Here is a 20,330-nt window from a genome sequence, read left to right as displayed (position 1 = left end):
TCACCGCCCCTCAGCGGTGTCCGCCATATCGGCGTGCTAGAAGTCCCAGTCCTCGTCTTCGGTGTTGACCGCCTTGCCGATCACGTAGCTCGACCCCGAGCCGGAGAAGAAGTCGTGGTTCTCGTCGGCGTTCGGCGACAGCGCCGAAAGGATCGCCGGATTCACATCGGTCTCGTCGCGCGGGAACAGCGCCTCGTAGCCGAGGTTCATCAACGCCTTGTTCGCGTTGTAGCGCAAGAACTTCTTGACGTCCTCGGTCAGCCCGACCTCGTCGTAGAGGTCCTGGGTGTACTCGACCTCGTTGTCGTACAGCTCGAACAACAGCTCGTAGGTGTAGTCCTTGAGCTCCTGCCTGCGGGCGTCGTCCTCGAGCGCGAGGCCCTTCTGGTACTTGTAGCCGATGTAGTAGCCGTGCACGGCCTCGTCGCGGATGATCAGCCTGATCATGTCGGCGGTGTTGGTCAGCTTGGCGCGGGAGGACCAGTACATCGGCAGATAGAAGCCCGAGTAGAACAGGAAGCTCTCCAGCAGGGTGGAGGCCACCTTGCGCTTGAGCGGCTCGTCGCCCTTGTAGTACTGCATGACGATCTCGGCCTTGCGCTGGAGATTCGGGTTCTCCTCCGACCAGCGGAACGCGTCGTCGATCTCGGCGGTCGAGCACAGCGTCGAGAAGATGTTGCTGTAGCTGCGCGCGTGCACCGACTCCATGAACGCGATGTTGGTGTACACCGCTTCTTCGTGGGGAGTCAGCGCATCGGGGATCAGGCTGACCGCGCCGACGGTGCCCTGGATGGTGTCCAGCAGCGTCAGACCGGTGAACACCCGCATGGTCAACTGCTTCTCATGCGCGGTCAACGTGTTCCACGACGGAATGTCGTTGGACACCGGAACCTTCTCCGGCAACCAGAAATTGCCCGTCAGCCGGTCCCACACCTCGGCGTCTTTTTCGTCCTGGAGGCGGTTCCAGTTGATGGCCGACACACGGTCGATCAGCTTGATGCCATCAGACACAAGAACCCCTTTTCGCCGCAGAAGTCGGTTTGCCGAACCGGCATGGTCGACACTACCCCTGGGGTGCGACAACAGCCGGAACCGCGACATCTTGTGTTGGCGTGTCGCCCTACTTTGTCGAGCCGACCCCGAAGAACTTGTACTCCGACGCCTTGAACTTGCGCGTCGACAGCCAGTACTGCCAGGTCATCCCGCTCCACAGCGTCCGGTTCACGCCGTGCTCATCGAGATACCAGCTCTGGCAACCGCCGGTGCTCCACACCGTGCCGGCCAATTCGCGCTGCAGTTCGGCGTTGTAGGCGTCGGACGCCGCCCGCGTGGGCGCCAGCGCCTGCGCGCCCGCCTTGTCGACGGCGGCGATCGCGTGTGCGGCATAGCGGATCTGCGACTCGATCATGAACACCACCGAGTTGTGCCCCAAAGCGGTGTTCGGACCGAGGAGGAAGAACAGGTTCGGCATGTCGGCGATCGTGATCCCGTGCAGCGCGGAGACGCCCTCGCGGGTCCACCGATCGCCAAGGTCCTCGCCGCCGGGCCCCTTGATGTCGACGTAGGTGTAGGAGTCGGTGACGTGGAATCCGGTGGCGAACACGACGACGTCGACGTCGCGTTCCGTCCCGTCGGAGGTGACGATGCCACGCGGCGTCAACCGGGCGATCTTGTCGGTGATCACCTCGGTTTTCGGATTGGCGATGCCGACGTAGTAGGTGTCGGAGTTGAGGATTCGCTTACAGCCGGCGCGGTAGTTCGGGGTGAGCTTGCGGCGCAACTCCCGGTCCTTGATCGAGCGCCGGATGTTGTACTTGCCCATCAGCTCACCGATTTTGAGCAACCTGGGCTGCTTGGTCATCGCGAAGCCGACGGCCTCGTGAATCCAGTAGATGCCCGCCCGCATCGCCGCCCTGGTGCCCGGGACGTTGGTGAACATGTCGCGCATCCATTCCGGGATCGGGTTGTTGGGCCGCGGCATCACCCACGCCGGTGTGCGTTGGTACAGGTGCAGCGCGCCGACGTCCTTCACGATCTCGGGCACGATCTGGATCGCGCTGGCGCCGGTGCCGATCACCGCGACCCGCTTACCAACCAGGTCGACGCTGTGGTCCCACTGCGCGGAATGGAATGCCTCGCCTTGATATTCGTCGAATCCGTCGAACTCAGGGACCAACGGGATGTGCAACCCGCCGACGCCGGAGACCACGAACTGCGCGACGAACTCGCGGCCGTCCTTGGTGAACACGTGCCACCGCAATTCGTCGTCGTCCCAATGTGCCCGGTCGACATGCGAGTTGAACGAGATGTAGCGGCGCAGCCCGTACTTCTCCGTAACGCCCTTGAGATAGTCGAAGATCTCCGGCTGAAACGACCACACGTGCTTCCAGTCCGGCTTCGGCTCGAACGAGAACGAGTACATGTGCGACGGGATATCGCACGCGCAGCCCGGGTAGGTGTTGTCCCGCCAGGTGCCGCCGATCTCGTCGGCCTTCTCCAGGATCAGGAACTCCACGCCGCGGCGCTGCAACTCGATGGCCATGCCGAGCCCCGAGAAGCCGGTGCCGATGATCAGCGCGCGGGTGTGCACGGGCTGCTGGGTGCTGTCCGCAGTCCGCTCGGGGGCAACCGTCATCGAAGGGTCCTTCCTGGGAACGCCGGTACCGGGTATTTCCGGCTTCCAGGTTAACGGTCGCGACCGCTGCGGCCAACGGCGCTGATCAGGCGACCGAAACAGCGCGGTCGGCGGACCGGTGCCGGTCGGGGTCGAACGTCTCGAAGTGACCCGAGCCGACCATCGCGATACCGCGCTGCGGCATCCGGAAGTCGCCGAGGCGGGCCTGGCGCAGCAACGGCCCGGCGGGGCCCAGGTCGCGGCCGTGCAACACCGCGGTCGAGTTGGCGACCATCCACAACTGCTTGGGCGCCATCGTGTAGCAATGCCCGTTCGGGGCACGGCCGGTAAGCCGGACGTCGCCGACGCCCATTGTGCGGCGCGCGACGCGGCTCAGCCGCCGGGAAACCGTCGGATCGGCCCATTTCTCGTCGGGCAGCCGGCCGCCGATCTTGCTCATCAGCCGGGTGGCTCGCGACGTCTCGAAGTCGACGGTCCAGTGCAGTGTTCCCGGAATCTGGATCACCGCCGACCACGGTCCGACCCAGCCGACTTCGATATCGCACTGCACCGTGGGGTTGGCCGTGGCTGCGCTGAAGTAACGGGCGCAGCTGTGTTGCCCCGGCGTCGTCGCGTAGAACGTCCAGTTGCACGACGGGTCGCGATGCCACACCGAAACATAGGGTGGTGCAAACGAAGTCGCGGGAAAATGACGCATCGCCAAGTAGTGCCCGTTGTCGAACGGCAGTCCCATGATGCCGAATCCGACGAAACGCTCGTCGTCACCGGGCGGCAGAATCGGGTTGGCCAGCAGGGCCGCAACAGTGTCTTGTGGGGTGAGTTGTTTGGTCATGCACCGATGGTCACGCGCGGGATGGACCCGTCACATGAGGCGTCTGCCCCAATTTCGGTCAGGCGACGTGCTCGCGGCGACGGACGCCTTCGTGCAGCGGCAGGTCGGCGTCGATCTTGATGCCGAGCAGCTCGCACGTGCCGTTGATGGACCCGACCATGATCGTCGTCAGGTGCGCGACGAACTCGTCGGGCGGCATCCGGCGGGGACTGTCCTGCTCGGTGCCCAGCCACCAGTCGGTGGCCGACGCGATCGACCCGAACGCGGAATACGCGGCCAACTCGAGGGCGGTGGCGTCCAGTTCCATATCGCGTAGCTCGTTGTCGAACATGTTGGCCATCGCCAGCGTGATCTCCCGACCTTCGTTGAGCGCACGCATCGTCGATTCGCTCTGCTCGGCGAAGCGACCCTGAATCAGGAACCGCAGCACGTTGGGGTGCTCGTCGACCAACCGGACGTACTGCTCCACGCTGCGCCGGATCACCTCACGCGCCGGGTCGGTTGACAAGTTGATCGACGGGAAGATGGCCGTCCACAACATGTCCCGCAGGCGCTCCCCGACGGCCTGAAACAGATCCGACTTGTCGGTGAAATGCCGATAGATCTTCGGCTTCGCGGTGCCGGCCTCTTCGGCGATCTCGCGCAGGCTCAATTCCGGGCCGAGTCGGTCGATTGCCCTGAAAGCGGCGTCGACGATTTCGGACCGCACCTTCTTGCGATGCTCACGCCAGCGCTCGCTGCGGGCGTCCACCTTGACACCCGGCTCACTTGCCGAACGTGACCTGGCCCCTCGTCGCACCCGATCACTGTACCGCCCGAGGGTCGCTGACCTGGTCAGACCGACGCGCAACACGGGGTGCCGTCGCGCTGGCCACGCGGATTTGCCTGGGAAACACCGACACGTCACCCTGGGTAATATTCGTGCGACATCCCATGAACGAGAGAGACGTATGACGCAGCGATACGACCTGGTCATCGCAGGTGGCGGGCCCTCGGGCTCGGCCGCGGCGTGGCAGGCCGCGCAGACCGGTGCCAAGGTAGTGGTCCTGGACAAGGCGGAGTTTCCCCGCGCCAAGCCGTGTGGCGACGGCCTGACCGCCCGGGCCGTCAGCTATCTGCAGAAGATGGGCCTGGCCGAGGAGGTCAACACCTTCCATCGGGTCAACCGCGTCACCGTGTTCAGCCCGTCGCAGTGGGAGCTGTCGTTCCCGAAGCGCCCCGGCATGCCCGACCACGGCCACACCGTCAGCCGCGAGCATCTGGACACGCTGCTGCTCAAGCACGCGGAGTCCGCGGGCGCCGAGGTGCGCCAGGGCGCCGAGGTGGCCGGGCCCGAACTCGACGAGAACGGACGCGTCGTCGGCGTCGTGCTGAAGAGCGGCGAGAAGGTATACGGCGACGCGGTGATCGCGGCCGACGGCGCCTACTCCCCCATCAAGCGGGCCTTGAAGATCGATTCTGAGTACAACGGCTACTCCGCGATCGCGATCCGCTCGGAGATGCACGCCAGCCGTCCCGACTCCGACAGCCTCGACATCTATTTGAAGCTCGCGTTCCAGGGCGATCAACTGCCGGGCTACGGCTGGGTGTTCCCGATGGGCAACGGGCTGTTCAACATCGGGCTCGGCTACGTGAACAGCTACAAGAACTGGCAGTCGATCAACGCCACGCAGTTCCTCGGCGACTTCCTGCGCACACTGCCGCGCGAATGGGAACTGCCGCCCATCGAGGAGCTGAAGAAGAACAAGAGTGTCCGTGCGTGGCGGCTGCCGATGGGCTTCACCGCGTGGCCGCCGTGGCGACCCGGTGTGCTGTTCACCGGCGACTCGCTGGGCGCTGGTAAGCCGGCCTCCGGAGCGGGTATCTCGAAGGCGCTCGAATCCGGTTTGGCCGCGGGCGAATGCGCAATCGCGGCGCTGCAGAACGGCGGCCCTGACGACTTCACCAACTATGCGCAGCGGATGGAAGCCGCGTGGGGCAAGGAGTACCGGCGCGGCCGTTACTTCCACAAACTGCTCGGTTATCCGAGGTTCGCCAACGCGGGCATCAAGCTGATCGACAACGCGGCGTTCCGCGACCGGATGCTCAAGGCGCTGTACAAGAAGGCCCAGGGTCCGCAGCACACGGTCAAGAAGTAGGCCGTCGTCGCCGAGTGGCCACTTATGTCACGCAGATCCCCGAATCCTGTGTGATAACTGGCCACTCGGCAGCGTGGTCACCCCGTCTTGAACAGCTGGGTGACCTTGATGAGCAATTCATAGCAGCCGTACGCGAACGGGATACCGACCCACACCCACGCCATTGCGATGTACGCCCTGGGCACCGTCGGCTGGTATTCGTGAAGTTCGGTTTCTGTCATCGTGTCTCCTGAAGTACCTCAGCACGTTCCACGGGTGTGCTTGGCTCATACCACTTCTCGCTGACCGGCCGGATCAGTTCGTTGCACACCAGCCCGACGACTAACAGAGCGATCATGATCGAGAACGACAGCGTGTACAAGGCCGGGCCGGACTTGCCTGCGGCTTCCTGGCTGTCCGCGATCGCGTTGACGATGATCGGCCCGAGGATGCCCGCCACCGACCAGGCCGTGAGCAGCCGACCGTGGATCGCCCCAACCTGGTAGGTGCCGAACAGATCGCGCAGATAGGCGGGGACGGTGGCGAACCCGGCGCCGTAGAAGGACAGGATCAGCATGGTGGCGATCAGGAACACGACCTTGTTCGAGTTCTGCATCAGCGTGAGCGTCAGATACAACAGCGCACCCACGCCGAGGTACATCCGGTAGGCGTTCTTGCGGCCGATCACGTCGGACAGGCTGGACCACCCGATGCGGCCCAACATGTTCGAAAGCGACAGCAGCGCCACGTAACCGGCAGCAGCGGCGGCGAGCGCGGCGGCGGCCACGCCACCCGGGAAGAAGTCCTGGTAGATCGGAGACGCCTTCTCCAGGATGCCGATCCCCGCAGTGACGTTGAAACACAACACAATCCACAGCAACCAGAACTGCGGCGTCTTGATCGCGTTGTTGGCCGAGACCTGGCCGACGGAGACCATTGATCCCATAGTCGGAGGCGCGGGCGTCCAGCCGTGCGGCTGCCAGTCGGGCCGCGGCACCCGGACCAACATCCACCCCAGCGACATGAACACCGCGTACACCAGTCCATGCACCAGGAAGGTCTTGGCGATGCCGGTGGGATTGGTGCCGAACAAGCCGAGCATCGCAGTGGACCACGGTGACGCAATCAACGCACCCCCACCGAATCCCATGATCGCCAACCCGGTGGCCATGCCGGGCTTGTCGGGAAACCACTTCATCAAGGTCGAGACCGGTGAGATGTACCCGATGCCCCAACCGATTCCGCCCAGCAGGCCGTAGCCGAACAGCACCAGCCAGTACTGGTGGAGCGCCAGTCCGGCGGAGCCGACGAGCCAGCCGCCGCAAAAGCAGCACATCGCGACGAACATGGCGGCACGCGGGCCGTTGCGGTCGACCCACGTGCCGAACACCGCTGCGGACAGCCCGAGCATGACGATGCCGACGGTGAATGGCAGGGCACTCAGGGTGCCCGAGATGTGCAGCGCGCCTTCCAGCGGCTTCTTGAACACGCTCCACGAGTACGCGGCGCCGATGGACAGGTGTATCGACAGCGCGGCCGGCGGAACCAACCAGCGGCTCCAGCCCGGCGAGGCGATGATTCGTTCCCGACTGAAAAAGGGCGAGTTCACAGGAGTGGTTTATCACGGTTGGGGACCTGTTGACATGTCGGCTTGATTCACGAAAGTAATTGCGACACAGTGCGTTAAGTCATCGTCCGTTGCCAGCGAACCGGCCGGCAACGATGGTCTTACCCTTTGACTGTTAGCCCCTATCGACCCACCAGCCGGGTGGCGGCACGGCTCGGATTGCTCCGCATATACGAGGCAAACACGGGCCCGGTCGCGGGCGACTGACCCCTAATCCCCTATCCGTGCTTGCCTTGGATTCCCTGGCCGGTGGCAGGCATGAAGAGGCGTGCACCCCGTTTCGGCGATCACAGCGTCTTCTGAGAATTGGTCCACCCCCGCCGCCATCAGTGCAAACAGGCGGCCCGCCTCAGGAAAAGAGCGACTAATGAACAGCACAACCATGCGTCGGCTGATCGCCTCGGCCACTCTCGCCACAGGACTCGCCGTCGGTTTCGCCGCAGCGGCACACGCCCAACCAAACAACTCGACGATGTCGGACTACTGGGAGTGCGTCGCGGACCACCCATACAAGGTCGGTGCGGAGACGTGCTGCGTCTTCTACGGCGGCACTTGGGATCCGAGCCAGTACCTCTACGAGTGCAGTCTGGACCGTGGTGAAGCCCCGAAGTCCAAGCTCGACACGATGCCCGGGCTGTCGGTCGACCCGGGTCCGACCGCACCGCCCAAGGGCCCGAGGGTGACGGCGGGTCGTCTCGCGGAGGTAGCGCGATGAACGTCAAGGGGCTGGTGGGCGCCGTGGCGATGACCGCAGGCCTGGCCATCGGACTAGCCGCGCACGCCGCCGCCGCGCCCGTCAGCGACGACTTCTGGGAGTGCGTGGCCGACCACCAAGACACCGACGGCATCGGCGTCTGCTGCGTCTTCTACGGCGGCGACTACGACGAACGCACCGGCGAATGCTGGATCGACCACGAGGCGAAGCTAGAGGAGGCCAATCCCGGCCCCAGCGTTCCGCCGAAGCACGCAGTGCTGACGCGGGTGGATCGCCTGCCCGTCTACACGATGGGCTAGCGCGGCTCGGCGAGTGTGGACGTATTGCACGAGTACTGACCGCATTGCGTGCATCGAGTCCACACTCGCCGGCGGCGTTCGGGTTACTGTCACCAATATGAAAGGCGCGACGCGGCCGTACCGGATGACCGCGCGCGCGGTCACCACGGCGCGTACCGCCACCGCGATACTGGAAGCCACTTGGGAACTGTTCGCCGACAGACCCTTCGCCGAGATCACCCTTGCCGACATTGCCGCCCGCTCGGGCGTGAGAACGCAGACGGTGTTGCGCCGGTTCGGTGACAAGGATGGGGTCTTCGCCGCAATGTTTGCCGAGTTCGGCACTGACGTGGTCGAGCGTCGCGGTCGTGTACGTTCCAAAGCCATTGAGGACATTGTCGCCAATTTGGTTGACAATTACGAACTCTCAGGGCGTCTCACGCTCAAGATGCTCGCCGAAGAGGCGATAACCCCTGCCGTTCGCGATATCCTCGCTGCTGGCCGCACAGGCCACCGCAAGTGGTGCATGGAGGTTTTCTCCGAGACTCTCGCGGGCCTACCAAGGGCGGAGCGCAATCGCCGGCTTGCGCAACTCATCGCCATCTGCGACGTGCACACTTGGGAGGTGCTCAGGATCCGCTCGGGACTCAGCACACGCGCGACCAAGGTGGCGCTGACAGAGATGCTCGCTCCGCTAGTTGTGAAGCGCGGTGGGTAACTGCGAACGGTGTTGCGCCCATTGCGGTTGGCCGCGGTGCGCGGTCCAGCTAGAACAGCGCAAGTTGCGTCGTGCGGTCGTCGCCCAACGCGGGTGGGGTCGGTCGTTGCCGGACCCGCACCGGCCACCAGAACCACCGGCCCAGCAGTGCGGCGATCGACGGTGTCATGTACGACCGCACGATCAGGGTGTCGAACAGCAGGCCCAGCGCGATCGTGGTGCCGATCTGGCCCAGCACCCGCAGGTCGCTGTAGATGAACGACGCCATGGTGAAGGCGAACACCAAGCCTGCCGCGGTCACCACTGAACCGCTGCCGGCCATCGACCGGATGATGCCGGTGTTGATGCCGGCGTGGATCTCCTCTTTGAACCGGGACACCAGCAGCAGGTTGTAGTCCGACCCGACCGCCAACAGCAAGATGATGGACAACGGCAGGACAACCCAATACAGCTTGACACCAAGCAGGTCTTGCCAGACCAGCACCGAGACGCCGACCGACGCACCCAAGGACAACGCTACTGTCCCCACGATGACGAATGCGGCGACCAGGCTTCGGGTGATGAACAACATGATCAGCAGGATCAGGCTCAGCGAGGCGATGCCGGCGATGATCAAGTCGTAATGGGCCATCTCGGCGATGTCTTTATAGGTCGACGCGGTCCCGCCGAGGTAGATCTTCGAGCCCGCCAGCGGGGTGCCCTTGATCGCCTCGGCCGCGGCATGCCGGATCGAATCGATGTGCGAAATACCCTCCGCTGTGGCTGGATCCACGTCGTGGGTGATGATCATCCGCGCCGCCTTGCCGTCCGGGGACAAGAACAGCTTGAGCCCGCGCAGGAACTCCGGGTTGCTGAACGCCTCGGGCGGCAGGTAGAACGAATCGTCGGTCTTCGAGGCGTTGTAGGCCGCACCCAACTGGGTGGAGTTCTGCAGCGCCGCGGCGCTCTGATCGTTGATCCCGGCCGTGGTGGCGTGATTGGTCATGGTCAGGTCGCGGTTGGTTTCCTGGTTGGCGATCTGCGGCGGGATCAACGCCAACAGCTTGGGTTGCAACGCATCGAGCTTGGCGATGCTGCCCGAGACGTTGGCCAACTGGTCGGTCAACTCGTTGATGCCATCGAGGGCGTCGAACAGCGACCGCAACGCCCAGCACACCGGGATGTCGTAGCAGTGCGGCTCCCAATAGAAGTAGTTGCGCAGCGGGCGGAAGAAGTCGTCGAAGTCGGCGATCTTGTCGCGCAGGTTTTGCGCGGTGGCCACCGTGTCGGCAAACGCCTGACTCTGCTCGTGGGTGATCGCGCTGGACTGCTGCTGCAGCGCATACTGCTGGCGCAATACGTCGATCGAGTCGTTGATGACCTGAACCTGCTTCACCAGATCGGCCGCCCGATCCTGTTGAAACGGCAGGTTGTTGATCTGTGCGGCGCTGTTGGCGCTGAGCTGAAACGGGATCGAGGTGTTGTCCAGCGGGGTGCCCAGCGGTCGGGTGATCGACTGCACCTGGGCGATCCCGTCGGTGTGAAAGACGGCCTTGGCCACCCGCTCCAACAGGATCATGTCGGTCGGATTGCGCAGATCGTGATCGGCGTCGATCATCAACAGTTCCGGATTCAACCGCGCCTTGGAGAAATGCCGCTCGGCGGCCGCATAACCCACATTCGACGGCGCACTGGCAGGCATGTACTCGCCAATGTCGTAGCTGACCTTGTAGCCCGACAGCGCCGCCAACCCGATGAACGCCAAGGCCAACGTCGCGATCAGGATCGGGCCTGGCCACCGCACGATCGCCGTCCCGATCCGCCGAGAGGTGCGCTTGGCGGTTTTACGCTTGGGGTCCAGCAGTCCAAATCGACCGCCCACCACGAGTACCGCAGGTGCGAGGGTCAGGGAGGCGACTAATGACACGACGACACCGATCGCCGCGGGGACGCCCAGGCTCTGGAAGTACGGCAACCGGGTGAAATACAAGCAGAATGCCGCGCCAGCGATGGTCAATCCCGAACCAATTATCACGTGAGAGGTCGACCGGTACACATTGTGGAACGCGGACTGTCGGTCCATCCCCTCGTTGCGGTGCTCGTGATAGCGGCCGAGTAGAAAGATGACGTAGTCGGTGCTGGCGGCGATGACCAACAGGGTCAGGATGTTCGTCGAATACGTGGACAGCCCAATGAGTCCCACGTCCGCCAGGAACGAGACGATCCCGCGGGCCGCGGCCATCTCGACCAGCACCGTGAGCAGCGCCAGGATCATGGTCACCGGCGACCGGTAGACGATCAGCAACATCACCGCGATGACCGCGACGGTCAACAAGGTTACCGGCACAGTGCTTGCGTTACCGATCTCGAACTGGTCGGCGATCTGGGCCGCCGAGCCGGCGACATAGGCGTGAATGCCCGGTGGTGCAGGCGTTTTCGCGATGATGTCGCGCAGCGCGTCGACCGACTCCAGCGACAACGCCTCACCCTGATTACCCGCCAAGAACACCTGCACGTAGGCGGCCTTGCCGTCCGGACTCTGCGAGCCCGCCGCGGTCAGCGGATCACCCCAGAAATCCTGCACATGCTGCACATGCTTGGTGTCTTCGTTGAACCGCTTGACCAACTCGTCGTAATAGCGGTGCGCCTGCGCACCCAGCGGCTGATCGCCCTCCAGCACCACCATCGCCGCGCTGTCGGAGTCGAACTCACCAAATACCTTGCCGATGCGCTGAAACGCCTGCAGCGACGGCGAACTCGGCGAGCTCAGCGCCACATTGTGCTCCTCGCCGACCTTCTCCAACTGCGGCACGAACACATTCGTCACCGCCGCCACGGCCAGCCAGAACAACACGATCGGCACACACAACCGGCGCACCCAGGTAGCCACCCGATGCGTCGTCGCCGGCCGCTCGGCCACGTGCAGGCTCATCCCGACTTGTCCAGACAGTAAGTGAAGGCGTTCAACGCGGTGACCGTTCTCTCGTCCTTGACCACGTCGTCGATCGTGATCCGACAACCCAGCGAGTCGCTGTCGCCCTGGGCGGAGACGTTGACAAAGACCGCCGGTTGGGTGGTGGTCGTGTCATAGCTCCACGGCAGCGTCGCGTCATCGACGCGCTGCGGCTGGGCGTTGACATCCATATAGGTGATGGTCGCGACCGTGCCCGGCGGCCCGAACACCTCCATCACCACATGCTTGGGATTGAACGGATGAATCTCATTGGCCGCCCCACTCGGAGTCGACGTGACGTCCTTGGACCCGAAGATGCCGTTGAGCCGATACACCGAAAAACCCGCGATCACCACCACGAACACCGCCACCAGCAGCATCCAATGCCGCAGCACTCGGGACATCCGTGACCCTTTCACACGCGCACCTCGGCGACCGGTGGCGTAGCCATACATCCGCGTACTGATACCCAGGCGGCGCATCAACAAGCTTGTACCGCAATAGGAATCGGCTATGCCGTCACAGTCTCACCCGCCCGACTGACCGCTCAGACGGCCGGCACGACGTTGTGGTTGATGCGGAACATATTGGTCGGATCGAACGTTTTCTTCACAGCGGCCAGGCGCTCGTAGCGTTGCGGGCCGTAGATTGCTATCGCATCGGCCGCTTCTTCAGGGGCGAGGTTGTTCACCATTCTCCGGTCGCCCTGCCAGGGCGCCATGCCGTCGAGTAGCGCAGCGATCGACTCTTTCAGTCGCTGTTCCTCTGAGAGCGGACCGACTTCAACGCCCAGAAGGACGTACGGCAGACCCCTGGTCGCCACCGCGTTGGGCACCGCCGGCTCCCGGTCCCAGGCTCCGCCCAGGGCGCGTAGTTCGGCGATCCACATGGTGGTGTCGGAGTCCGGGCCCACCAGTTCGACAAACCTGTCCTGCGCCTGGGCGGAGAACTCGCGCAGCGTGATACTGCGCTCGTAGTAGGGCAACGGGTCGGTCGGCTCGCTGTGGATCGATGCGACCTCGCTGTACGGCATATCCGCGACGGTGTCCAGGACCGCGGGACCTATCGCCCGGAGCGGCGCAATGATCCGTTCGCCATCCTCGACAGTGCCGGTGAAAGCGATCCGTAGCGACACCGTGAACGCGTCACGCAGTGGTTCGGGCACTTCGGGCAGCGACGGCAGTCGCATCGCGGCAAACGACGAGATCATGGTCTCCGGTGTGCTGGGGTGCCAGGCGGTCCAGGCGCGCAGCACATCGCACATGCGCTCCCCTGGGAAATAGATGGCGCCACCGTAGAGGCGAGACACCGGAAACAAATCGAATTCCAGCGCCGTTACGACGCCGAAGTTGCCCTTGCCGCCGCGCAGCGCCCAGAACAGTTCGGAGTTGGAATCCGCGTCAACATGGCGCAGTTCGCTGTCCGCGGTCACCACCTCGATTGCGCGTACGTGGTCGGCGGCGTACCCGTGGGACCGGCCCAGGGTGGGGCTGAGGCCGCCCCCAAGGGTGTAACCGACGACTCCGACCGTGGGATTCGACCCGTTCAGCGGCGCCAGTCCCACTTTGGCGGCCTTCTGGACGACATCGCCCCACAGCGCTCCAGCGCCAACCCTGGCGGTGCAACGGACGTTGTCGATGGCAACGTCATCCATCCGATGCGTCGTGATCAGCACGGCGCCGCGCGCTGTGCCGACCATCTGATGGCCGGTGGCCTTCACAAGCACGGGGCGTTGCTGTCCCGCCGCGAACGCGACCGCCGCCTGGACATCCGAAGCGCTTTGCGCGACCACGATCAGCGCAGGCCTCAGACTGTGATTCAGGTTGAAGACGGTGCGTTCGTCGTCGTATCCCGCGTCACCTGGCAGCAGCACCGGGCCGGTCACCGCCGTTACGAGCGCCTCGACATCCTCGCGAAGCACCGGCGGAAGGAACGAATCATAGAAAGTCATGGCTCTCTTTCTTCTGGTGTCACGGAACATTGTCTGCGCAAGCACCTTCTGGCTCGCACCACCAGCGGGTGAAACATTTCGCGTTACTCACACTAACGCGAAATCCTGGGGCGTTGCATCGACGGGCAAGCCGGCGCGAACGGCGGGCCCGTCGCGCGCAGATTCACCGCGAAGGCCAGGACGCAGTCCGTCGGGTAGCACCCTTCGTGCGAACCTGCCGATGAATTACCCGGTTCACCAGTGTCTTTCACTAAGTGTTAGCGCCGCCGAGGACGGTAGGTTCAGGGTTTCGCACAGCGAACTGCTCGTGCCGGCTCCCGGCATCCACAACGGCGCGCTCGGGCCAAAACGTAGTGACGAGGAACACAAATCTCATCGGATTGGCTCAACAATTTCGCGTTACTGTCATACATACGAAAACAGGCGCTCAACAACGTTGTCTGAGAACACGTCTGGTCCCTGGCCGTACAGATGAGAGATGGTATGAGCGCTATGGAGCCGACTCGGCAGAGTTATGACTACATTGTGGTGGGTGGCGGAACGGCGGGTTGCGTCCTGGCAGCGCGGTTATCCGAAGACCCGGCCGTTCACGTGTTGTTGATGGAGGCAGGTGCTCGCGAGCCATTGGAAGCGATGGCGGTGCCTGGGGCGTGGCTGTCATTGATCGGAAGCGCTGCCGACTGGGGTGACAGTGGTGCGGTCAATGCCTTCACCGGTACGCGAGTCGCAACGCCCCGCGGTCGCGGCCTCGGTGGTTCGTCGAGCATCAATGGCCTCGCTTTCCTGCGCGGTCACCACGCCGGCTACGACGCATGGGCGCGGTGCGGCGCACCCGGTTGGGGGTTCGATGACCTATTGCCCTACTTTCGGCGCTCGGAGACCGCCAAGGACGGTGATCCGGCTGTCCGCGGAGTCGACGGTCCACTGACCGTGGGTGCCCCGCCCACTCCGAATCCGATGATCACCGCAGCCGTGGAGGCCGCAATCGAGGTCGGTTGCGGACGGGCGGCTGACCTCAGCAGCGGTCTCGAAATCGGCTTCGGCTGGCCTGATTTCAACATTGTGGCCGGAGCGCGCCAGAGCGCCGCCGACGCATATCTGATCCCGGCAATGGAACGGTCGAACCTGGACATAGTGACCGACGCTTTGGTGCGCCGAGTGGTTGTGGTCGATGGACGCGCCGCAGGTGTTGACTTCAGCGCCGGTGGAACCACAGCCACGGTGCATTGCAACGGCGAAATCGTGCTCACGGCGGGAGCTATCGGCTCGGCACAGTTGCTTCTGTTGTCCGGAATCGGTTCGAGCGAGCACCTGCGCGCAGTGGGCGTCGAGCCCGTGCTCGAGCTACCCGGAGTCGGCGCCAACCTACAGGACCACCCGTTGGCCTCCGTGACCTACCAGTCCAGGCAGCCCATTCCGTCGATGCCCGCCAACGCATCGGGTGAGGCTATGGGTTTCATCCGCACGAGCGTCGAGTTCGACGGGCCCGACTTGCAGTTCGTACTTCACAGCCTGCCGGTGCCTGTGCCGACGCTACCGACACCAGAGCATGGCTACTCCATCCTGTTTTCCGCGATCAACCCGCACAGCCGGGGCAGGGTGCGGCTCGCCGGCCCCGACGCCGACATGCTGCCGCACGTGGACCCCAATTACCTAGGTGACGCGCGTGATGTCGCGACCATGCGCGACGGTTTACGGCTAGCCCGCCGAATCGGTGAAGCTAATGCTCTCGGTCCGTGGCGGGGCGCCGAAGTTCATCCCGGACCGCACGTCGACGATGCCGACAACGACGCATTGGACCAATACCTTCGGATCAGTTTGCGGTGCTACTTCCACTACGTGGGCACATGCCGGATAGGCGGCGATGAGATGGCTGTCGTCGATCCGCAATTGCGGGTGCGTGGCATTGCAGGTTTGCGCGTGGCCGACGCTTCGGTGATGCCCTCGATAGTCGCGGCCAACACCGTCGCGACGGTCTACGGCATCGCCGAACGCGCCGCGGACCTGATCCGCGCCGATCGTGACAATTGATCGACGAGAACTCATTCGCTGCAGGCCGTTTCGTCCTCAGATTCCGTCGAGCTGCCGGCTTCTCCATCGCGGGCAGCGGTGCGGAATCTGTCTCGATAGGTTTTTGGTGAGACGCCGAGCTGGGCGATGAAAGCACGCCGCAGGCTTTCGGTGCTGCCGAAGCCTGCGAGATGCGCGGTTTCGCTCACGGTGCGACCGGCGTCAAGCGCGGCGCGGGCGGCGTCGATTCGCGCCCTCTCGACGTAACTGGCTGGGGTTGTTCCGAGTTCGGATCGAAACAGCCGTGTCAACTGACGGGTACTCAAAGATGCCCGCGCGGCAAGACTTTTCACACTGTGGTCCGCGCCGGGGTTGCACGCAATCGCATCGGTGATCGCTCGCAGCGCGGACTGCGGCGGCGGACTGCCCTCGATCAGCGTCGAGAATTGTGATTGCCCCGCTGCGCGTTTCAGATATACGACCAACCAGCGGGCCACGTCACGGACGAGCTCGGTGCCGCAATCCAGTTCGACTAGGGCAAGGGCCAGGTCGATCCCCGACGACACCCCGGCCGATGTGAAGACATCACCGTCACGGACGAAGATCGCGTCCGGCTCAACGGTGATTTCGGGGAAGGCTCGGGCAAGCAACCGGGTTTCGTGCCAATGCGTGGTGGCACGCCGGCCGTTGAGCAGACCGGCCTGCGCGAGGATGAACGACCCCGTGCAGACGGACGCCAGACGCCGGGTCCGACCGGCTACCGATTTGACGGCCGCGACCAGCTCGGGATCAATCGCCCGCGCGGGCAGATGATCACTGCCAGCGACCAGGACGGTATCGGCGGTCTGTATGGACCGCAGGCTGTCTGTGACACCTAGCCGGGTTCCGATCGACGTTGTCACGTCGCGGCCATCCACCGACGCGATCCTGAGTTGATAGTCCGCGCCGAATCGGTTGGCCTCGGCGAAAACTTCAGCCGCTCCCGCGACATCTAGCAGCGTCACCCCGTCGAAAACGACGACCACCACCACCCGCGAACGCGCTTCGGCTTGCACCACGTATTCCATTGTGTCCCTTTTTGAGGGCAAGAGGTCTCAATAGCCGTGGGTCCATAAAGCGCAACCGGCACAGAGTTGTAGATGTAGCCCGCCCAAGGAGAGATGACCATGGCCCCGCAATCGACCCAAACCATTGCCGGCGTAGCGATCCCAGACACCGCACTGGTCCGCGAAGTGACTGAATTCATTCGTGACTCCGAGGACGACCTGCTGTTCGACCACTCCCGCAGGGTGTTTCTGTTCGCCGCGCTGCAGGGCCGTCGCCTCGGGCTGCAGCCAGATCCCGAATTGCTCTATGCGGCGGCGATGTTCCACGACCTCGGCCTCACCCGAGGCTACCGCTGCTCCATGCTGCGCTTCGAAGTCGACGGTGCCGACGCGGCACGAGACTTCCTGCTGCACCGCGGCGTCGACAGCGCCGACGCCCACAAGGTGTGGCTGAGTATCGCGTTGCACACCACTCCCGGCGTGACGCAGTTCCTGGAACCCGAAATAGCTCTGGTCAAGGCAGGTGTCGAGACCGACGTGGTGGGCATCGGCCGCGACCACCTCTCTTCAGATGCGATCGCGGCCGTCACCAGTGCTCACCCGCGCCCGGATTTCAAACGGGGCTTCGTCGCCGCCTTGGCCAACGGCCTAAAACACCGGCCGCATACCACCTTTGGCGTCATGAACGCCGACGTACTCCAGCACTACGACCCCGCATTTGTCCCCGACGACTTCGTCGACATCATCCTCAACAGCTCCTGGCCTGAATAGCCACCCGACCATCAGATCGACGAACGAGAAAGGTTTCCGAGATGAGCACCCGATTTCTGGCAATGGTAGGAAGCCCGCCTACCGCGTCGCCTCTGTCTGGTGAGGCAAATCCGCGTCCAAGCGCCGGGCAGGGTGCGCGATGTTGAGCGCATTTCTTGTTGTTGCAAACACTTCGCGCGTGGGGTGCGCAGATGTGGAATAAGCGCGAGGACATGATTGTGCGCAGCCAACTGCCGTACAACGCCGAGCCGCCACCTTCGGCGTTGGCGAGCAGTGAGATCACTCCGGTGGATGCGTTCTATGCCCGCAATCACGGCCCGTTTCCGGACATCGCCGTCGACCAGTGGCAGCTGACCGTCGACGGATTGGTGGATAAGCCGCTCACCTTGGACTACGAAGACCTGACCACGCGTTTTTCTCAGCACTGGGTGATAGCGACGCTGGCATGTGCGGGTAACCGGCGCGCAGAGCTGCTGCGCGTGCGGCCGATACCCGGCAAGGCGCCATGGGATCGCGGTGCCATCTCGACCGCCGAGTGGCGCGGCGTACGGCTGTCGGACGTTCTGCGTGCGGCCGGCGTCCATCACGATGACGGACTACATGTGGCATTCGACGCCCCGGATGTGGCCCAGGAGGCCCGGCCTGTGCAGTCCTTCGGCGGCTCCATCCCGCTCAGGAAGGCGATGTCCGACGAGGTACTGCTGGCCTGGCAGATGAATGGCCAAGCGCTACCGCGCGCCCACGGTGGACCGGTGCGCGTCGTCGTCCCCGGCTACATCGGGGCCCGCAGCGTCAAATGGGTCACCGCCGTTACGGTCCAATCCGTCCCGTCACAGAACTATTTTCAGGCCCTCGATTATCGAATCCTGCCACCCGAGGCGGACGCCGATACCGCGGGGCCGGGCGAGGGCATTTCGCTGTCAACGCTCGAACTCAACTGCGACATCTTGGTTCCCGACGACGGTGGTCAGGTCGCCCCCGGTGCGCTGACCATCCGCGGGTATGGGATAGCGAGCGACGGCCACAGCGTCGCGCGTGTCGATGTATCCATTGACGGCGGGCGCAGCTGGCAGCAGGCCAACCTTCATCGCGCACCAAGTCAGTGGGCATGGCGGCCTTGGTCGCTCACCGTGGATGCGAAGCCCGGACCATTGAGCGTCATCGCGCGGGCCTGGGACGACACCGGCCTGCTTCAGCCGGAGTCCGCGGAGTCGTTGTGGAATCCGCGCGGGTACGGCAACCATGCATGGGCCCGCATCGAACTGACCGTCGGGGCCACCTCGGGGTCGCGGCATCCCGATCCGGAACCCGAGAACGCGTAACGATCGCGCGCCACCCAAAGGAGAGCCGAAGATGACTGTTTTAGAGCTGACAAGCGGTGCGGCAGCAGATTTCGATCAGGGCGAGGTGTATTTCATAGGTAACGCCACCACCTTGATCCGTTTCGGCGGGCTGACAATCCTGACTGATCCCGCCTTCCTCCACAAAGGCGAGCACGTCCATCTAGGTCACGGCGTTTGGGCTCGCCGCGAGGTCGAGCCTGCCTGCCAGATCGCCGACCTGCCGTCGATCGATCTCATCGTCTTATCGCACTACCACGGCGATCATTTCGATGACGTCGCTGCACAGGAGCTCGATAAGGAGCTGCCCATCGTCTCGACGGCCGATGCGGTGGAGAAGCTCAGCGCTCTCGGCTTCGAACAGGGCCATGCGCTCGGCACCTGGGAATCGCTCGTGGTGCACAAAGGCGATGCGACGTTGAACATCACCGCCATGCCGGCCAAACACGCCACGGAGGAGGAAGTCGACGGGCTGTTGATGCCTGTCAACGGGCACCTGCTCGACTTCAGCAGCGGCTCTGATCACCTCTACCGGCTCTACATAACCGGGGACACGATGCTCGTCGACAGTCTCGAGGAGATTCCGCGCCGGTATCCCGACATAGACCTCGGTCTGATTCACACCGGTGGCACCACTTTTCTGGTCACCGTAGTCACGATGACCGGCGAGCAAGGAGTGAGAGCCGTCGAGATCACCAGACCGAGGACCGCCATCCCGATCCACTACAACGACTTCTCGGTCTTCCTCTCGGGACTCGACGAATTCAAGAAAGCCGCCCAGAACTCAACCATCAGCACCGAATTCGTCTACCTTGCACATGGGGAGACTTACAGATTCAAACCGCGGGTGTGAAGGTCGGCGGCGCGTCACAGCATGCAGCTGACGCAACCCTCCACCTCAGTGCCCTCGAGGGCCATTTGGCGCAGCCGGATGTAGTACAGCGTCTTGATTCCCTTGCGCCAGGCGTAGATCTGCGCCTTGTTCACGTCGCGGGTGGTCGCTGTGTCCTTGAAGAACAGCGTCAGGCTCAAGCCCTGATCGACGTGCTGCGTCGCCGCCGCGTACGTGTCAATGACCTTCTCGTAGCCGATCTCATAGGCATCCTCGTAGTACTCGAGGTTCTCGTTGGTCATGTACGGCGCCGGGTAGTACACCCGCCCGATCTTGCCTTCTTTGCGGATCTCCACCTTCGACGCGATCGGGTGGATCGAACTGGTTGAATGGTTGATGTAGCTGATCGAGCCCGTCGGCGGAACCGCCTGCAGGTTCTGGTTGTAGATGCCGTGCGCCTGCACCGACTCCTTGAGGAACTGAAGTCGGAATCAGCCCAGCACGCGTCCCTAGGACCGCTACAATT

Annotated in this window: 18 protein-coding genes and 1 pseudogene; 8 read left to right on the top strand and 11 right to left on the bottom strand. The window is 63.7% G+C overall.

Translation table 11 applies throughout. The features are described 5' to 3' along the window. Nucleotides 1-36: 36 nt before the first annotated feature. The 4 genes from nrdF to ACGFK1_RS01950 form a co-directional block, all read right to left on the bottom strand. Nucleotides 37-999 (bottom strand): class 1b ribonucleoside-diphosphate reductase subunit beta, encoded by a 963-nt coding sequence (gene nrdF / locus ACGFK1_RS01965; RefSeq protein ID WP_393426266.1) that lies wholly within the window; start codon nucleotides 997-999, stop codon nucleotides 37-39. Between the two features lie 121 nt (nucleotides 1,000-1,120). Then, entirely contained in the window at nucleotides 1,121-2,635 is a 1,515-nt protein-coding gene (locus ACGFK1_RS01960; RefSeq protein WP_393424783.1) for a flavin-containing monooxygenase, read from the bottom strand. A gap of 85 nt (nucleotides 2,636-2,720) precedes the next feature. Beyond that, nucleotides 2,721-3,467, bottom strand: coding sequence for a hypothetical protein (locus ACGFK1_RS01955; protein ID WP_393424780.1), 747 nt, complete (start codon nucleotides 3,465-3,467; stop codon nucleotides 2,721-2,723). A gap of 58 nt (nucleotides 3,468-3,525) precedes the next feature. Next, complete coding sequence (locus ACGFK1_RS01950; protein WP_393424777.1) at nucleotides 3,526-4,266, bottom strand: TetR/AcrR family transcriptional regulator; 741 nt, start codon at nucleotides 4,264-4,266, stop codon at nucleotides 3,526-3,528. 151 nt (nucleotides 4,267-4,417) lie between these two features. On the opposite strand from ACGFK1_RS01950, the gene ACGFK1_RS01945 reads away from it, so the two are divergent. Continuing rightward, nucleotides 4,418-5,605 carry a geranylgeranyl reductase family protein gene (locus ACGFK1_RS01945; protein ID WP_393424774.1) on the top strand — a complete coding sequence of 396 codons (1,188 nt, stop codon included), beginning with the start codon at nucleotides 4,418-4,420 and terminating at the stop codon, nucleotides 5,603-5,605. A gap of 77 nt (nucleotides 5,606-5,682) precedes the next feature. On the opposite strand, the gene ACGFK1_RS01940 is transcribed toward ACGFK1_RS01945, so the two are convergent. Further along, complete coding sequence (locus tag ACGFK1_RS01940) at nucleotides 5,683-5,826, bottom strand: hypothetical protein (RefSeq protein WP_393424771.1); 144 nt, start codon at nucleotides 5,824-5,826, stop codon at nucleotides 5,683-5,685. Continuing rightward, nucleotides 5,823-7,193, bottom strand: coding sequence for an OFA family MFS transporter (locus ACGFK1_RS01935; RefSeq protein ID WP_393424768.1), 1,371 nt, complete (start codon nucleotides 7,191-7,193; stop codon nucleotides 5,823-5,825). The genes ACGFK1_RS01940 and ACGFK1_RS01935 overlap by 4 nt, the downstream gene beginning before the upstream one ends. A gap of 385 nt (nucleotides 7,194-7,578) precedes the next feature. On the opposite strand from ACGFK1_RS01935, the gene ACGFK1_RS01930 reads away from it, so the two are divergent. The 3 genes from ACGFK1_RS01930 to ACGFK1_RS01920 all read left to right on the top strand — a co-directional run bounded on the left by ACGFK1_RS01930 (nucleotide 7,579) and on the right by ACGFK1_RS01920 (nucleotide 8,922). Further along, nucleotides 7,579-7,926 (top strand): hypothetical protein, encoded by a 348-nt coding sequence (locus ACGFK1_RS01930; RefSeq protein ID WP_393424765.1) that lies wholly within the window; start codon nucleotides 7,579-7,581, stop codon nucleotides 7,924-7,926. Further along, nucleotides 7,923-8,225, top strand: coding sequence for a hypothetical protein (locus ACGFK1_RS01925; RefSeq protein ID WP_393424762.1), 303 nt, complete (start codon nucleotides 7,923-7,925; stop codon nucleotides 8,223-8,225). The genes ACGFK1_RS01930 and ACGFK1_RS01925 overlap by 4 nt, the downstream gene beginning before the upstream one ends. A gap of 124 nt (nucleotides 8,226-8,349) precedes the next feature. Then, the gene (locus ACGFK1_RS01920; RefSeq protein ID WP_393424759.1) at nucleotides 8,350-8,922 is read left to right on the top strand and encodes a TetR/AcrR family transcriptional regulator; all 573 of its coding nucleotides are present in this window, start codon (nucleotides 8,350-8,352) and stop codon (nucleotides 8,920-8,922) included. Nucleotides 8,923-8,971: 49 nt separating this feature from the next. Here the strand turns inward: ACGFK1_RS01920 and ACGFK1_RS01915 are convergent, their stop codons facing one another. The 3 genes from ACGFK1_RS01915 to ACGFK1_RS01905 form a co-directional block, all read right to left on the bottom strand. Then, nucleotides 8,972-11,833: an RND family transporter gene (locus ACGFK1_RS01915; protein ID WP_393424756.1), complete on the bottom strand. Its 2,862-nt coding sequence runs from the start codon at nucleotides 11,831-11,833 to the stop codon at nucleotides 8,972-8,974. Beyond that, on the bottom strand, nucleotides 11,830-12,258 hold the full coding sequence (locus tag ACGFK1_RS01910; RefSeq protein WP_393424753.1) for an MmpS family transport accessory protein: 429 nt from the start codon (nucleotides 12,256-12,258) through the stop codon (nucleotides 11,830-11,832). The genes ACGFK1_RS01915 and ACGFK1_RS01910 overlap by 4 nt, the downstream gene beginning before the upstream one ends. Before the next feature lie 143 nt (nucleotides 12,259-12,401). Continuing rightward, nucleotides 12,402-13,805, bottom strand: coding sequence for an FAD-binding oxidoreductase (locus ACGFK1_RS01905; protein ID WP_393424750.1), 1,404 nt, complete (start codon nucleotides 13,803-13,805; stop codon nucleotides 12,402-12,404). Between the two features lie 483 nt (nucleotides 13,806-14,288). Between ACGFK1_RS01905 and ACGFK1_RS01900 the strand changes: the two genes are divergently transcribed. Continuing rightward, nucleotides 14,289-15,836 (top strand): GMC family oxidoreductase, encoded by a 1,548-nt coding sequence (locus ACGFK1_RS01900; RefSeq protein ID WP_393424747.1) that lies wholly within the window; start codon nucleotides 14,289-14,291, stop codon nucleotides 15,834-15,836. A gap of 11 nt (nucleotides 15,837-15,847) precedes the next feature. Here the strand turns inward: ACGFK1_RS01900 and ACGFK1_RS01895 are convergent, their stop codons facing one another. Further along, complete coding sequence (locus ACGFK1_RS01895; RefSeq protein WP_393424744.1) at nucleotides 15,848-16,882, bottom strand: GlxA family transcriptional regulator; 1,035 nt, start codon at nucleotides 16,880-16,882, stop codon at nucleotides 15,848-15,850. A 99-nt stretch (nucleotides 16,883-16,981) separates the two neighbouring features. On the opposite strand from ACGFK1_RS01895, the gene ACGFK1_RS01890 reads away from it, so the two are divergent. From ACGFK1_RS01890 to ACGFK1_RS01880, 3 genes are all read left to right on the top strand, one after another. Next, nucleotides 16,982-17,632: an HD domain-containing protein gene (locus ACGFK1_RS01890; protein ID WP_393424742.1), complete on the top strand. Its 651-nt coding sequence runs from the start codon at nucleotides 16,982-16,984 to the stop codon at nucleotides 17,630-17,632. 191 nt (nucleotides 17,633-17,823) lie between these two features. Then, complete coding sequence (locus ACGFK1_RS01885) at nucleotides 17,824-18,954, top strand: sulfite oxidase (protein ID WP_393424739.1); 1,131 nt, start codon at nucleotides 17,824-17,826, stop codon at nucleotides 18,952-18,954. Between the two features lie 31 nt (nucleotides 18,955-18,985). Continuing rightward, nucleotides 18,986-19,825, top strand: coding sequence for an MBL fold metallo-hydrolase (locus ACGFK1_RS01880; protein WP_393424736.1), 840 nt, complete (start codon nucleotides 18,986-18,988; stop codon nucleotides 19,823-19,825). 14 nt (nucleotides 19,826-19,839) lie between these two features. Here ACGFK1_RS01880 and ACGFK1_RS01875 read toward each other — a convergent pair. Next, nucleotides 19,840-20,280, bottom strand: a pseudogene (locus ACGFK1_RS01875) (ribonucleotide-diphosphate reductase subunit alpha); the annotation flags it as partial. Nucleotides 20,281-20,330 lie beyond the last annotated feature (50 nt).

This window comes from Mycobacterium sp. NPDC048908, from assembly GCF_043197955.1.
GTDB lineage: Bacteria > Actinomycetota > Actinomycetes > Mycobacteriales > Mycobacteriaceae > Mycobacterium.
This window is presented reverse-complemented; position numbering and strand designations above follow the sequence as displayed.